This is a genomic window from Streptomyces asoensis, from assembly GCF_013085465.1.
Classification (GTDB): Bacteria; Actinomycetota; Actinomycetes; order Streptomycetales; family Streptomycetaceae; genus Streptomyces; species Streptomyces cacaoi_A.
In genome coordinates, this window is the sequence record NZ_CP049838.1 from 9038944 (window position 1) to 9052490 (window position 13547).

Genomic DNA, 13547 nt, shown 5'->3' on the forward strand with positions numbered 1-13547 from the left:
CGCGGGGGCCGTCCGGACGACCGGGCGGCCCCCACTCGCGTCCGGGCCCGCTCAGTCGACCGTCGCCAGGAACTGCGTGGCTGCCAGCTCCGCGTAGAGCGGGTCGCCCGCCACGAGCTCACGGTGCGTCCCCACCGCGCGGACCCGGCCCGCGTCCATGACGACGATCCGGTCGGCCATCGTGACCGTAGACAACCGGTGCGCGACGACGAGGACGGTGGTCGTCCGGGCGACGTCGGCGACGGTGTCGCGCAGCGCCGCCTCGTTCACCGCGTCCAACTGGGAGGTCGCCTCGTCCAGGAGGAGAAGCCTCGGGTGGCGCAGCAGCGCGCGGGCGATGGCCACCCGCTGCCGCTCGCCGCCGGACAGCTTCGTCCCGCGATGCCCGACCAGGGTGTCCAGCCCCAGCGGCAGCCGTTCGACCAGGCCCTCCAGACGGGTCGTCTTCAGCACGCCCCGCACGGTGTCTTCGTCCGCCGACGGGTTCCCCAGCAGCAGGTTGTCGCGCAGCGAGCCCGACAGCACGGGGGCGTCCTGCTCGACATAGCCGATGGAGGAGCGCAACCCGGACAGGTCCCAGTCCGCGAGGTCGCGCCCGTCGAGGGCGATCGTGCCGGACTCGGGGTCGTAGAACCGCTCGATGAGCGAGAACACCGTGGTCTTGCCCGCGCCCGACGGGCCGACGAACGCGGTCATGCCCCGGGCCGGCACGGCGAACGTCACCCCGTGGTGGACGTACGGCAGATCGTCGGCGTACCGGAACCGGACGTCGGTGAAGTCCAGCGAGGCCGGTTCGGCGGCGGGCGAGGGCAGCGGCTCGGGCCGGGAGGCCGGCTCGGCGGGCAGCCGCAGGGCCTCCTGGATCCGGCTCAGGGCCGCCGAACCGGTCTGGTACTGGGTGATCGCGCCGACGACCTGCTGGATCGGCGACATGAGATAGAAGACGTACAGCAGGAACGCCACCAGCGTGCCGATCTCGATGGCGCCCGTCGCGACCCGCGCCCCGCCCACGGCGAGGACGGTGATGAAGGCCGTCTGCATCGCCAGTCCTGCCGTGTTGCCCGCGGCCGCCGACCACTTGGCGGCGCGCACGCTCTGCCGCCAGGACTCCTCGGCCGCCGCGTGCAGCGTCGCCTCCTCACGGTGCTCGGCGCCCGACGCCTTCACCGTGCGCAGGGCGCCCAGCACCCGCTCCAGCGAGGCGCCCATCACGCCGACCGCGTCCTGCGCCCGGCGGCTCGCCCGGTTGATCCGCGGCACGATCACGCCCAGGACCGTCCCCGCGCAGAGGATCACGGCCAGCGTGACGCCCAGCAGCACCGGGTCGACCAGGCCCATCATCACGACCGTGGCGGCCAGCGTGAGCCCGCCGGTGCCGAGCCCCACCAGAGAGTCGGTGGTGACCTCGCGCAGCAGCGTCGTGTCGGAGGTGATGCGGGCCATGAGATCGCCGGGCTCGCTCCGGTCGACGGCCGGGATCCGCAGCCGCAGCAGATACGAGGACAGCGCCCGCCGCGCGCCGAGCACCACCGACTCCGCGGTGCGCCGCAGCACGAACGAACCCAGCGCACCCACCGCCGAGTTGGCGACTACCAGTGCCGTCAGCGCGAGCAACGCGCCCGATATCGACCGGTCGTCGCCCAGGTCGTCGATCAACTTCCTTGCCACCAGGGGCAGGAGCAACCCGGTGGCGCCGGTGACCAGCGACAGCGCCGCACCCGCCAGCAGGGACCGGCGGTGTGGCCGTACGTAGTCGAGCAACAGCCGCCACGGGGGCCGGCCGCCGGCGGTCTCTGCGATGGTCACGGGGCTCCTCGGGAGGTCGGGTCGCAGGCCTCAGGCTACGTCGGCCGCGACGCGGTGTGGCCGGGAAGGGCGTGTTCAGGGCGGGCGTCGGCCCTGCCGCCCGTGCCCTTACCGATCAGTCACGCGTAGGGTCGGCAGCGGGACGGATGACGCCGACGAAAGGGGCAGCACCATGCCGCAGGAAGTGCGCGCAGTGATCGCGCCGGGGAAGAACGAGCCGGTACGGGTGGAGACGATCGTGATCCCCGACCCCGGTCCCGGCGAGGCCGTGGTGCAGGTGCAGGCCTGTGGGGTCTGCCATACCGACCTGCACTACAAGCAGGGCGGGATCAACGACGAGTTCCCCTTCCTGCTGGGTCATGAGGCGGCCGGCGTGGTGGAGTCGGTCGGCGAGGGCGTCACCGACGTCGCGCCCGGCGACTTCGTCATCCTGAACTGGCGTGCGGTGTGCGGGCAGTGCCGGGCGTGTCTGCGCGGCAGGCCCTGGTACTGCTTCGACACCCACAACGCCAAGCAGCGGATGACCCTGACCGACGGCACCGAGCTGTCCCCGGCGCTGGGCATCGGGGCGTTCGCGGAGAAGACCCTGGTGGCGGCCGGGCAGTGCACGAAGGTCGACGCGTCGGTGTCGGCGGCCGTGGCGGGGCTCCTGGGCTGCGGGGTGATGGCGGGCATCGGCGCGGCGATCAACACCGGCAACGTGGGCCGCGGCGACACGGTCGCCGTGATCGGCTGCGGCGGTGTCGGCGACGCGGCGATCGCCGGGTCGAACCTGGCCGGCGCGGCGAAGATCATCGCCGTCGACATCGACGACCGCAAACTCGAGACCGCCCGGAAGATGGGCGCCACGCACACGGTCAACTCCAAGGAGGCCGACCCCGTCGAGGCGATCCGCGAGCTGACCGGTGGGTTCGGCGCGGACGTGGTGATCGAGGCCGTCGGCCGTCCGGAGACCTACAAGCAGGCCTTCTACGGCCGTGACCTGGCCGGCACGGTCGTCCTGGTCGGCGTGCCGACGCCGGAGATGAAGCTCGAGCTGCCCCTGCTGGACGTCTTCGGGCGCGGCGGGGCGCTGAAGTCGTCCTGGTACGGCGACTGTCTGCCCTCGCGTGACTTCCCGATGCTGATCGACCTGCACCTCCAGGGCCGCCTGGATCTGGGGGCGTTCGTGACCGAGACCATTCGACTCGACGAGGTGGAGCAGGCGTTCGAGCGCATGCACCACGGAGACGTCCTGCGCTCGGTGGTGGTGCTGTGATGGCCGCGCGCATCGAACGCCTCGTCACCTCCGGCCAGTTCAGCCTCGACGGCGGCACCTGGGACGTCGACAACAACGTGTGGATCGTCGGCGACGACCACGAGGCGATCGTCATCGACGCCGCGCACGACGCCGACGCCATCCTGGCCGCCGTGGGCGACCGCCGGCTGACGGCCATCGTGTGCACCCACGCCCACAACGACCACGTCTCCGCCGCGCCCGCCCTCGCCGACGCGACCGGCGCCACGATCTGGCTGCACCCCGACGACCTGCCGCTGTGGAAGCTCACCCACCCGGACCGCGAGCCCGACGCCCACCTGGCCGACGGCCAGGTCATCGAGGCCGCCGGCACCGACCTCACCGTCCTGCACACCCCCGGGCACGCGCCCGGCGCGGTCTGCCTCCACGACCCCGGCCTCGGGGTGCTCTTCACCGGCGACACCCTCTTCCAGGGCGGACCGGGCGCCACCGGCCGTTCCTACTCCCACTTCCCGACGATCATCACCTCCATCAGGGACCGGCTGCTCGCCCTGCCGCCCGAGACGAAGGTGCTGACCGGTCACGGCGACACGACGACCATCGGCGCGGAGGCGCCGCACCTGGAGGAGTGGATCGCCCGGGGCCACTGAGGGCGACCGCGGCCCGCGCCCGACCGGGTGACCCGGCCGGCAAAAGGTGACAGGAGATGTCCGGCTTCCGCGCGATCCTCGTCCACGCCATCGATCCTCGATGACGACACCGACGGAACACGCGCAGGAGGTCGGACATGTCCGGTCCGCTGGAAGGCAAGGTCGCCCTGGTCGCCGGGGCGACACGGGGTGCGGGACGCGGCATCGCCGTGGAACTGGGGGCGGCCGGTGCCATCGTCTACGTGACGGGACGCACCACCCGCGCCCGGCGCTCCGAGAGCGACCGCCCCGAGACGATCGAGGACACCGCCGACCTGGTCACCGAGGCGGGCGGCCAGGGCATCGCCGTGCCCACCGACCACCTCGACCCGGCACAGGTCCGCGCCCTCGTCGACCGTGTCGCGGACGAGCAGGGCGGCCTCGACGTCCTCGTCAACGACATCTGGGGCGCCGAGCACCTCTTCGAGTGGGACACCCCGGTCTGGGAGCACGACCTGGACAACGGGCTCCGGCTGCTCCGGCTCGCCGTCGAGACCCACGCGATCACCAGCCACCACGCGCTGCCGCTGCTGCTGCGCCGGCCCGGCGGACTGGTCGTCGAGATGACCGACGGCACCACCGAGTACAACCGTGACACCTATCGCGTGAACTTCTTCTACGACCTCGCCAAGACATCCGTCCTGCGCATGGCCTTCGCCCTCGGCCACGAACTCGGGCCGCGCGGCGCCACCGCCGTCGCGCTCACCCCCGGCTGGCTGCGGTCGGAGCTGATGCTCGAACACTTCGGCGTACGCGAGGACAACTGGCGGGACGCCCTGGACCGCTTCCCCCACTTCGCCATCTCGGAGACACCACGTTACGTCGGCCGGGCGGTCGCCGCCCTGGCCGCCGACCCCGACGTGGCCCGCTTCAACGGGCGGTCCCTGTCCAGCGGGGGCCTCGCCCCGGTGTACGGCTTCACCGACCTCGACGGCAGCCGCCCGGACGCCTGGCGCTACATGGTCGAGGTGCAGGACCCCGGGAAGGCGGCGGACACCACCGGCTACCGCTGAGGACTCAGGCGTCGGAGAGCGGAGCGGTCGCCCAGCGCGCCGGGTGCCCCGGCGGCAGGGCGAGATCCTCGCGTACGGCCGTGTAGTAGCCCTCACGGCCGGCCCGCTGCCGCTCCAGCAGCGCCTGCCAGGCCTGCGGGTCGTGCGTCCCGTCGCGCATGAACCGTTCCATCTCCATCACCGTGGTCACCCACACCCGCGCCCGCTCCACCACCTCCCGGCTGCCCAGCATGATCAGCGCCTCTCCGGCCGGGTCGCGTCCGTCGGTCGCCTCCGCGAGCAGCGGCTCGGCCTGGGCGGGGGACAAGGGGTGCGGGTGCGGGTCGTTGCCGAGGTGGGAGGCGACGCGGTAGGTCAGGTTCACCGACTTCTTCAGCGCCCGCGCGTACTCGCCGTACACGCTCAGCCGCCGCTCCTCCCACCGGGCCGCCGTCTCGCGCCGGAACCTGGCCCCGTCGCTGCGCACGATCGCCAGATACGAGCCGAGGGCGCCGACCACGACCCCTATGAGAGCGGGGAGTTGCTGTAGGAACGCGGACATCTCCGCACGATCTCCGTCCTGTTGACGTGGTAGAGGCGCTTAACGGCCCGTGCAGATCTTTTCACTTGTCCGCCCGGAGAACGTCGGGCAGCGTGCAACCGTGCATACCCCCACCGAGCGGGCCGCCTCACCCTGGCGCGTCCGCGACTTCCGCGTCCTGTTCTCGGCCACCGCGCTGAGCCAACTCGGCACGAACGTGAGCTACGTCGCCGTACCCCTCGTCGCGGTGACCGCGCTCGACGCGAGTCCCGGACAGGTGGGTGCCCTGGCCGCGCTGAGCACGGTCGCGTTCCTGTTCATCGGGCTGCCGGCCGGGGTCTGGGTGGACCGGACGCGGCACAGCCGCATCCTGATCGGCGCGGATCTGGGCCGGGCCGTGCTGTTCTCCTCCGTGCCCGTCGCCTGGTGGTCCGACGCGCTCACCCTCGCCCACCTGTACGCGGTGGTCCTTCTCAACGGGTGCGCGACCGTGTTCTTCGACGTCGGCTCGCAGAGCGTGCTGCCCCGACTGGTCGACCGCGCCGCCCTGGTGCGGGCCAACACGGCCGTCGTGAGCCTCATGGCCGTGGGCAACATCGCGGGACGCGGCGCGGGCGGCGGACTCGTCCAACTGCTCACCGCACCCGTGGCCGTGCTCTGCGCGGCCGGCGGCTACCTCGCCTCCGCGCTCCAGCTCTGCGCACTGCGGCCGGACGACGACCCGCCCCGACCGGCGCCCGAGAGCCGACTGGGCGCCCAGATCGCGGAGGGCGTACGGCACGTACTCGGCGACCGGGAGCTGCGGGCGCTCGCGCTCACCGCCGCCCTCAGCAACTTCGGCTCGCAGATCGTCACCACCATGCTGCCGATCCTGTTCGTCCGTGAACTCCACCTCTCCGCAGGTGCGTTGGGCCTGTTCTGGGGAGCGGGCGGGCTCGGGCTGCTGCTCGGCGCGTGGTGCGCCCGGCCGCTGGCCGGACGTCTCGGACACGGCCGGGCGCTCGGCCTCACCGGGCTGGTCCTGGCACCCGCGGCCCTGCTCGTGCCCCTGATCGGCCGGGGGCCCTGGCTGTGGATCGCGGGGGCGGCCTGGGTGCTGACCCTGTTCAAGACCGGCGTGGACAACGTCCTCGGCGTGAGCCTGCGCCAGCGGATGACCCCGGACGCCCTCCTGGGCCGGATGAACGCCACCTTCCGCTTCATCCTGACCGGGGCGCTGGCCGTGGGCGCCGCCGTCTCCGGCCTCATCGGCGAACTGGCCGGAGTGCGGGCCGCCCTCTGGGTGGGCGGCGCGCTGCTGGCGGTGAACTTCCTGCCCGTCTTCCTCTCCCCGGTCCGCGCCCGCCGTGAGCTCCCGCAACAGCGGGTCACGGTGCCGATCAGCCGGAAAGTGCCGCGCTGAGCGCCTCCAGCACCCGCTCCCCGTCCGCCTGGGACGTACGCCAGTTGCTGAACGCCGCCCGCAGCGCCGGCACCCCGCCGTACACCGTCGGCGTCAGGAACGCCTCCCCGGACGCGGCCACGGCCTCCGCGAGCGCGCCGACCCGCGCCTGCGTCGGGTCGTCGGCGAGGGTGAAGCAGACGACGTTCAGCCGCACCGGGGCCAGCAGCCGCAGCCCGTCCAGCGCGGCGACCCCCGCACCGAGCCGGGCCGCGAGGTCCACGCTCCGTTCGACGATCTCGCGGTGCCCGGCCCGCCCGTAGGCCACCAGCGAGAACCAGGCCGGCAGCGCCCGCAGCCGCCGCGAGTTCTCCGGCGTGAGATGGACGAAGTCGGGCTCGCCTGTGGGCAGTCCCAGATACGGCGAGGCGTTGTGGAAGACCCGGACCTGGAGGTCTCGGCGGCGGGTGAACTGCACGGCCGCGTCATACGGCACGTTGAGCCACTTGTGCAGGTCCACGCAGACCGAGTCGGCCGCGTCGAGCCCGTCGACGAGGTGCGCGTACGTGGGGGAGAGGGCGGCGAAACCGCCGAACGCCGCGTCCACGTGCAGCCAGAAGTCGTACCGCTCCTTCAGGGCCGCGATCGCCCGCAGATCGTCGAAGTCGACGGTGTTGACGGTGCCCGCGTTGGCCACGACGACCGCCGGCCGCCCGTCCAGCGCGGCCAGCGCCGTCTCGAGCGCGTCGACGTCCACGGCCTCCCGGCCACCGAGCAGGGGCACCTGCCGCAGCCGGTCCCGGCCGATGCCCAGCACCGAGAGCGCCTTCGCGACACTGGAGTGCGGGCTGCCCGACAGCACCTCCACGGGCCCCAGTGCGGCCGCGCCCTCCCGGGACACGTCCACCCCCAGCCGCTCGCCCAGCCACTCACGGGCGACGGCGAGCCCGACGGTGGTGGAGACCGTCGCGCCCGTCACGAACGCCCCGCTGTGCGCCTCGCCCAGTCCGAACAGCTCACGCAGCCAGGCCACCGTCTCCCGCTCCAGCGCGGCCGCCCACGAGCCGCCCGCCCCGGACACGTTCTGGTCGTACGCGCCGGTCAGCCAGTCCCCGGCGACCGACGCGGGCGTCGCCCCACCCGTGACGAAGCCGAGGTAGCGCGGCCCGGCCGAGCCGGAGAAGCCGGGCGCCCAGTGCTAGGCGAACCGCGCGAGAGCGCCCTCGGCGCCGGTGCCTTCGTCGGGCAGGGCCGCCCGGTCGGGCGCCCGGTCGAGGCGGACCACCGGCCGCTCCGCCAGGCCGGTCACCTCACGGACGGCGAAGTCACGGGCGGACTGGAGGAGTTCGGGAAGCCGGGAGAGATCGCCGGCGAGAGTGCGATGCATACGGGGAGCCTAGGAGGGGGGCGCCGGGCGGCGCCCGATCCAATTGAGGGAAACTGGACCGGGTGGCCGTGCACGGCAACTCGGTGTGAACCGGACAGTCGGGACAGATGGGAAGTTCACCGTTCTGTCACAGCCGGGGTCGGCCTACAACCGACGCCCGGGCCCAGCTGTCTAGGAGGAAGAGATCGCAACAACTGTGCCAGGGAGAGGGCAGCCATGGGGGACATACGCAGACGAGGAGCCGTCGTGCTCGGGCTCACCGGCCTGATCGCGCCGCTGACGCTGGTGCTGGGTACGGCGCCGGCGCAGGCCGCGAGCTGTACGACGACGGCCGGGCCGTACCAGAAGCAGGTCGAGAAGTTCCTCGGCCGGCCTGTCGACGGCAAGCAGTCGACCACCGACTGCAAGGCCATCCGGGCCTTCCAGAACAAGCACGGCATCACCCCGAACATCGGCTACGCCGGGCCCGTCACCTGGGGCGTGATGGACCTCATGAACAAGCAGAAGGCGGTGGGCAACAAGCCCAACAAGGCCGGCAAGTGCCCGACCAACAAGGGTCGCATCGCCTGCGTCAACCTCACCCTCCAGATCAGCTGGATCCAGGACGGCAGCAAGCTCGTCTACGGGCCCGTCCCGGTCCGTACCGGCCGCAACGGGTACGAGACCCGCACCGGCCTGAAGAAGATCTACTGGCGGCACATCGACCACGTGTCGAGCATCTACAACGTGCCGATGCCCTACAGCCAGTTCTTCGACGGCGGCCAGGCCTTCCACTCGGTCGGTCTCAGCATGTGGAACCCGCCGGGCTCCCACGGCTGCGTCAACATGACCACCACGACCGCCAAGAAGTACTGGTCGCTGCTGAAGAACGGCGACGACGTCTTCGTGTACGGCCGCAAGCCGGGCACCTGAGTCCACCTAGGGTCGCTGAGGCGGCGCGGGCGCCCGGCCTTCCCGGGCGTCACGCCCCGGGCACGTCCCCGAAGTCCGCGATCTCCAGCCTGACCCCGCCCTGCCGCGCGGACTCGTGCGCGACGATGCCCGGCAGGGTGTAGCGGGCCGCGACCCAGGCGTTCACGGACGGCAGTGTACGGGTGCCGACCGCGGTCACGAAGTCGTCCACCAGGAAGTGGTGGCTGCCCTCGTGCCCGTTGTGCAGTTCGTCGAACTCCCGGGGCAGCCGCGCACGGTCGTGCACCGGTGCCGAACCCGAGGTGAAGGCGGCCCGCAGATCGGGCGCGATGTGCTGGAGCGACGGGTCGTCGGGGGACAGTGTGGGCTTGGGTTCGAGCAGCTCACTGATGTCCTTCACCCCGTTCTTGTCCTGCCACAGCGCCACCGTCGCGAGCTGCTCCATGCTCGCCTCGGTACCGAAGAAGCGGAAACGGGACTCGCGGATGTGGGACGGGTATCCCACCCGCCGGAACTCGTTGGTGCGGAACGAACCACCGCCCGCCACCTCGAACAGCGCGGTGGCGTTGGAGAAGTCGTTGCCGAACTGGCTGACCTCCTTGTCGAAGACACCGTCCCCCCGCCCGTCGACGACACCGATCGCCGACACGCTCACCGCATGCGTCCCCCAGGCGCCCAGGACGCCGCCCACCGAGTGCGTCGGGTACAGCAGCGGGGGATAGCTGGCGGTCGCCTTCCAGTTCTCGCCGCCGCTGTACTGGTAGGCCTCGTAGAAGCCGAGGTCCATGTCGTGGACGTAGTCGCCCTCGGCGTAGAAGAGCCGCCCGAAGGCGCCCTCCGCGATCTGGTTGCGGGCGTGCACGGTCGCCGGGTTGTACTGGCTGGTCTCGCCCATCATGTAGGTCAGCCCGGTCGCCCTGACGGCGTCGATGATCGCCGCGATCTCCTCGGTGGTGATCGCCATGGGGACGGCGGAGTACACGTGCTTGCCCGCCTCCAGGCCCTGGAGAACCAGCGGGCCGTGCGTCCAGCGCTGGGTGAAGACGGCGACCGCGTCGACCGCCTCGGACGCCAGCATCGCTTCATACGAAGGAAACGTCCCGGTCAGGCCCACATCGGCGGCGAGCCGCTCGGCGCGTTCGGGCAGCAGATCGGTGACGTACACGTCGCTGACGCCGGGGTGGGCCAGGAACAGCTTGGCGAACTGGCCCGAGAACTGTCCGGCACCGACGATGCCGAGGGAGAACGTCATGGGTGGCGTGCCCTTCACTGGTCGAGAATCAGGTTGATCTGGCTGTTGGTCCGGTCGAGACCGCTCACGGAGCTGCCGTTGCCGAAGATGTCCTGCATGGCGGGGTGCATGAGCGCGTACACGTCGGCCGCGTAGTTGGTGATCGGATAGGAGAAGGTGGCGAAGTCCTTCTTGTCGGCGACCGGTTCGGTGAACGCGCCGACGTCGATGCCCTTCTTCTCGTAGGCCGCCACCGCGGCCTTCGTGCCGTCGGGCGTCGCCGGGAAGACGATCCCGTAACTCCCCACCGTCCGCTGGCACTCGTCCGACGCCAGGTACGCGACCCACTTCTTCGCGCCCGCCTTGTTGCGGGCGTTCCTGGTGATCGAGTCGGCGAGGCCGTTCATCATCGTGGCGCGCTTGCCGGTCGGGCCGGCGGGCGTGACGGCGGTGCCGATGTCCAGGCCCTTGAAACCGTCGTACGACGAGATCATCCACGCGCCGTCGAAGGCGGCGGCCGCCTTGCCCGCGGCCACCTGGGTGTTGGCCTGGTTGGACTGGGAGTTGTAGTCGGTGAAGGGCACCATGTAGCCCTTCTTCGCCAGGCCGAAGTACCACTTGACGACCGACTGGAAGATCTTGCTGTCGTACCGGTACTTCGTGCCCCACCGCTTCCGGTCCGTGTAGGTCCAGCCGGCGGAGGCGGTGAAGGTGCTCCACTGGGTCTGGCCGTCGCCGTCCCCACCGCCGTTGGTGGCGAGGCCGTACACCTTGACGTCGTTCTTGTCGAAGCCGGGCTCGTCGCCCCGCCTGCCTTTGCCGTCGACGGTGAGGTGCGCGATGGCCTTCTCGAACGTGCCGCCGTCCTTCGGGTTCCAGGAGAGGCCGTTCAGCTGCTCGGCGGTGAGGCCCGCGTCCTTCGCCAGCTTCCGGTTGTAGAAGAGGGCGACGGTGTCCCAGTCCTTCGGGGCGCCGTAGCGCCGGCCGTCCTGGCCCATCCAGTTGGCGCCGAGCCCCGGCTGGTAGTCGGCGTCGTCGATGCCCAGGTCGTCGAGCGGTTCCAGCACCTTCAGGTCGGCGAACTGGCCGAACTTCTGGATGTGGTCGGTGAACACGTCCGGCTCGGTGCCCGCGATGAAGCTCGCGGTGAGCTTGGTCCAGTAGTCGTCCCAGCCCAACTGGGAGATCTTCACGGTGAGTCCGGGGTTCTGCTTCTCGAAGTCCTTCGCGCACGCCTCGTAGGCGGGCTGCTGGTTGGCGTCCCACAGCCAGTACGTCACCGTGTTCGCCGACGACCCGGCGCCCCCCTGGGCACAGCCGCTCACCAGGGACAGCCCGAGCACCCCGGCCAGTGCGGTGACCGTACGCATCCGTATCCGCATGTCCGTCCCCATTACTTGATCCCGGTGAAGCTGATGGTGCTGACGATGCGGCGGGCGAAGAACCCGAAGAGGACGAGCATGGGCAGGGCCGCGATGAGCGTCGCCGCCATCAGGCCCGACCAGTCGGTGCCGGTCTGCGGGGTCTGCGCCCGGAAGATGGCCAGCGCCACGGTGAGCACCCGTGAGCCGTCGCTGTAGGACACCATCAACGGCCAGAAGTAGTCGTTCCAGGAGGTGATGTACGTCAGCACGGCCAGGGTCAGTACCGGCGTGGACGCCATCGGCAGCAGCACCCGGAAGAAGATCCGCACCTTCCCGGCACCGTCGAGCAGTGCCGCTTCCTCGACCTCTCGCGGGACGTTCATGAAGAACTGGCGCAGGAAGAACACCGCGAACGGCGTCATGAACATCGTCGGCAGGGCGATCCCCAACAGGGAGTCCACCAGGCCGAGTTCCTTGATGAGCACGAAGTTCGGCAGCAGGGTGAAGATGGTCGGCACCATCAGACCGGCGAGGAACAGGGCGAACACCTTGTCCCGGCCGCGCCAGCGGAGGCGGGCGAAGGCGTATGCGGCCATGGCGGAGAAGAAGATCTGGCAGACGGTGACGAGGGTCGAGACGACCACCGAGTTGAGCAGATACCGCCAGAACCTCAGCCCGCCGCCCGCACCGCCCTGTGCGATCGCCTCCTTGGTGGACTGGAGGCCGAGCGCCCGTTCGAAGCCGCCGGTGGTCGGATCGACCGGCAGGACATCGCCCGGGCTCGCGGCGAGCCCGGAGTTGGTGGACAGCGCGGTGCGCAGGATCCAGTAGAACGGCAACAGGGTGACGAGCACGATCACGACCATCACCGCCCAGGCCACGATCCGCCCGGGGGTCGGCCGGGGCCTGACGGGCCGTACGGGTGTCGCCTGTGGTGAGGGTGCCGTCGGGACGGTCACTGCGGACATGTCGACTCCTTCCGCTCAGCCGAGGTCGGTCTGACCGGCTCGGGTGAGCCGGTACTGGACGAAGGTGATCGCGCTGAGCACGACGAGCAGGGCCACCGACATCGCGGAGGCGTAGCCGAACTGGAAGCGGCCGAAGGCGGCGCCGTAGATGTAGTACTGGAGCACGTTGGTGGCGTCCGCCGGACCGCCCCTGGTCGTCACGGCGACGGTGTCGAACACCTGGAACGAGCCGATCACCGTCATGATCAGCACGACCGCGAGGACCGGCCGCAACAGCGGCATGGTGATCCGCCAGAACATCCGCCACTCGCTCGCGCCGTCCACCTTCGCCGCCTCGTACATGTCGTTCGGGATGGCCTGGAGACCGGCGAACAGCAGCAGCGCGGTGTAGCCGACGTGCCGCCACACATTGATCAGGGCGATCGTGGGGATCGCCCAGGTCTCGTCCGCCAGGAACGGGATGCGGTCGAAACCGAGCGCCGCGACGATCTCGTTGCCGACACCGAGCTGGGTGTCCAGGATCCAGAGCCAGACGATGCCGGCGACGACGTTCGACATCAGATACGGCGTGAGCACGATCCCGCGCAGCACCGCCGACTGGGTCAGCCGCTGAAGCAGTACGGCGATCGCCAGCGCCGAGACCGTCTGCACCCCGATGTTGATGACCACGTAGGCGACCGTGACCCGGAGGGAGCTCCAGAAGATCGGGTCGTGCACCATGCGCACGTAGTTGTCGAAGCCCACCCATTCCGCCGGGGTGAGCAGGTTGAAGCGGGTGAAGCTCAGGTAGATCCCGCGCAGCGTCGGCCAGAGCAGGAAGACGACGAATCCCAGCAGGGCCGGCGCGATGAACACGGCGGCGAGCCGCCCGTCACCCCGGCTCTCGCCCGTCCCCGGCCGCCGGTCCGTCCTCGACTTGGTCGCGGTCCGCTCGGCGCCGCCCGGTGGCAGGCGCGACGGTGGGCTGCTGGAGGCGATGGTCATCGTGAGACTCCCTTGTCCGCGGCGGCTCGTCCTCGGGCACTTACTTTTGTGGCGG

General features: G+C 70.8%; 11 protein-coding genes and 1 pseudogene. 5 read left to right on the forward strand and 7 right to left on the reverse strand.

The window, feature by feature from the left end; translation table 11 throughout:
- Positions 1 to 51: 51 nt before the first annotated feature.
- A complete protein-coding gene (locus G9272_RS40195; RefSeq protein WP_171401136.1) occupies positions 52 to 1806 on the reverse strand; it encodes an ABC transporter ATP-binding protein in 1755 nt (584 codons plus the stop codon).
- A gap of 172 nt (positions 1807 to 1978) precedes the next feature.
- Between G9272_RS40195 and G9272_RS40200 the strand changes: the two genes are divergently transcribed.
- The 3 genes from G9272_RS40200 to G9272_RS40210 all read left to right on the forward strand — a co-directional run bounded on the left by G9272_RS40200 (position 1979) and on the right by G9272_RS40210 (position 4745).
- Positions 1979 to 3064: an S-(hydroxymethyl)mycothiol dehydrogenase gene (locus tag G9272_RS40200; protein WP_171401137.1), complete on the forward strand. Its 1086-nt coding sequence runs from the start codon at positions 1979 to 1981 to the stop codon at positions 3062 to 3064.
- Positions 3064 to 3693, forward strand: coding sequence for an MBL fold metallo-hydrolase (locus G9272_RS40205; protein ID WP_171401138.1), 630 nt, complete (start codon positions 3064 to 3066; stop codon positions 3691 to 3693). The genes G9272_RS40200 and G9272_RS40205 overlap by 1 nt, the downstream gene beginning before the upstream one ends.
- Positions 3694 to 3830: 137 nt before the next feature.
- Positions 3831 to 4745: an SDR family oxidoreductase gene (locus G9272_RS40210; RefSeq protein ID WP_171401139.1), complete on the forward strand. Its 915-nt coding sequence runs from the start codon at positions 3831 to 3833 to the stop codon at positions 4743 to 4745.
- 4 nt (positions 4746 to 4749) lie between these two features.
- Here G9272_RS40210 and G9272_RS40215 read toward each other — a convergent pair whose 3' ends face one another.
- Positions 4750 to 5286 (reverse strand): hypothetical protein, encoded by a 537-nt coding sequence (locus tag G9272_RS40215; RefSeq protein WP_171401140.1) that lies wholly within the window; start codon positions 5284 to 5286, stop codon positions 4750 to 4752.
- Positions 5287 to 5386: 100 nt separating this feature from the next.
- Here G9272_RS40215 and G9272_RS40220 point away from each other — a divergent pair, with 100 nt between their 5' ends.
- Positions 5387 to 6667, forward strand: a complete 1281-nt coding sequence (locus tag G9272_RS40220) for an MFS transporter (protein ID WP_171401141.1) — start codon at positions 5387 to 5389, stop codon at positions 6665 to 6667.
- On the opposite strand, the pseudogene G9272_RS40225 reads toward G9272_RS40220, so the two are convergent.
- Positions 6645 to 8033: pseudogene (locus tag G9272_RS40225) on the reverse strand (pyridoxal phosphate-dependent decarboxylase family protein). The gene G9272_RS40220 and the pseudogene G9272_RS40225 sit on opposite strands and share 23 nt — an antisense overlap.
- A 216-nt stretch (positions 8034 to 8249) precedes the next feature.
- Here G9272_RS40225 and G9272_RS40230 point away from each other — a divergent pair.
- On the forward strand, positions 8250 to 8945 hold the full coding sequence (locus tag G9272_RS40230; protein ID WP_171401142.1) for a L,D-transpeptidase family protein: 696 nt from the start codon (positions 8250 to 8252) through the stop codon (positions 8943 to 8945).
- Positions 8946 to 8994: 49 nt separating this feature from the next.
- Here the strand turns inward: G9272_RS40230 and G9272_RS40235 are convergent, their stop codons facing one another.
- Genes G9272_RS40235 through G9272_RS40250 form a run of 4 tightly spaced genes read right to left on the reverse strand, consistent with a single transcriptional unit; the run spans position 8995 to position 13492 of the window.
- Entirely contained in the window at positions 8995 to 10197 is a 1203-nt protein-coding gene (locus tag G9272_RS40235; RefSeq protein WP_171401143.1) for a Gfo/Idh/MocA family protein, read from the reverse strand.
- A gap of 14 nt (positions 10198 to 10211) precedes the next feature.
- Positions 10212 to 11558 carry an ABC transporter substrate-binding protein gene (locus G9272_RS40240; protein WP_253268082.1) on the reverse strand — a complete coding sequence of 449 codons (1347 nt, stop codon included), beginning with the start codon at positions 11556 to 11558 and terminating at the stop codon, positions 10212 to 10214.
- An 11-nt stretch (positions 11559 to 11569) separates the two neighbouring features.
- On the reverse strand, positions 11570 to 12508 hold the full coding sequence (locus G9272_RS40245; protein WP_171401145.1) for a carbohydrate ABC transporter permease: 939 nt from the start codon (positions 12506 to 12508) through the stop codon (positions 11570 to 11572).
- 15 nt (positions 12509 to 12523) lie between these two features.
- Entirely contained in the window at positions 12524 to 13492 is a 969-nt protein-coding gene (locus tag G9272_RS40250) for a carbohydrate ABC transporter permease (RefSeq protein WP_171401146.1), read from the reverse strand.
- Between the last annotated feature and the right edge of the window lie 55 nt (positions 13493 to 13547).

Bases quoted from the DNA above. Each gene is read 5' to 3' on its own strand.
- G9272_RS40200 (WP_171401137.1), top strand. From the start codon at position 1,979: ATGCCGCAGGAAGTGCGCGCAGTGATCGCGCCGGGGAAGAACGAGCCG.
- G9272_RS40205 (WP_171401138.1), top strand. From the start codon at position 3,064: ATGGCCGCGCGCATCGAACGCCTCGTCACCTCCGGCCAGTTCAGCCTC.
- G9272_RS40245 (WP_171401145.1), bottom strand. From the start codon at position 12,508: ATGTCCGCAGTGACCGTCCCGACGGCACCCTCACCACAGGCGACACCC.
- G9272_RS40210 (WP_171401139.1), top strand. From the start codon at position 3,831: ATGTCCGGTCCGCTGGAAGGCAAGGTCGCCCTGGTCGCCGGGGCGACA.
- G9272_RS40250 (WP_171401146.1), bottom strand. From the start codon at position 13,492: ATGACCATCGCCTCCAGCAGCCCACCGTCGCGCCTGCCACCGGGCGGC.
- G9272_RS40235 (WP_171401143.1), bottom strand. From the start codon at position 10,197: ATGACGTTCTCCCTCGGCATCGTCGGTGCCGGACAGTTCTCGGGCCAG.
- G9272_RS40240 (WP_253268082.1), bottom strand. From the start codon at position 11,558: ATGCGGATACGGATGCGTACGGTCACCGCACTGGCCGGGGTGCTCGGG.
- G9272_RS40230 (WP_171401142.1), top strand. From the start codon at position 8,250: ATGGGGGACATACGCAGACGAGGAGCCGTCGTGCTCGGGCTCACCGGC.
- G9272_RS40215 (WP_171401140.1), bottom strand. From the start codon at position 5,286: ATGTCCGCGTTCCTACAGCAACTCCCCGCTCTCATAGGGGTCGTGGTC.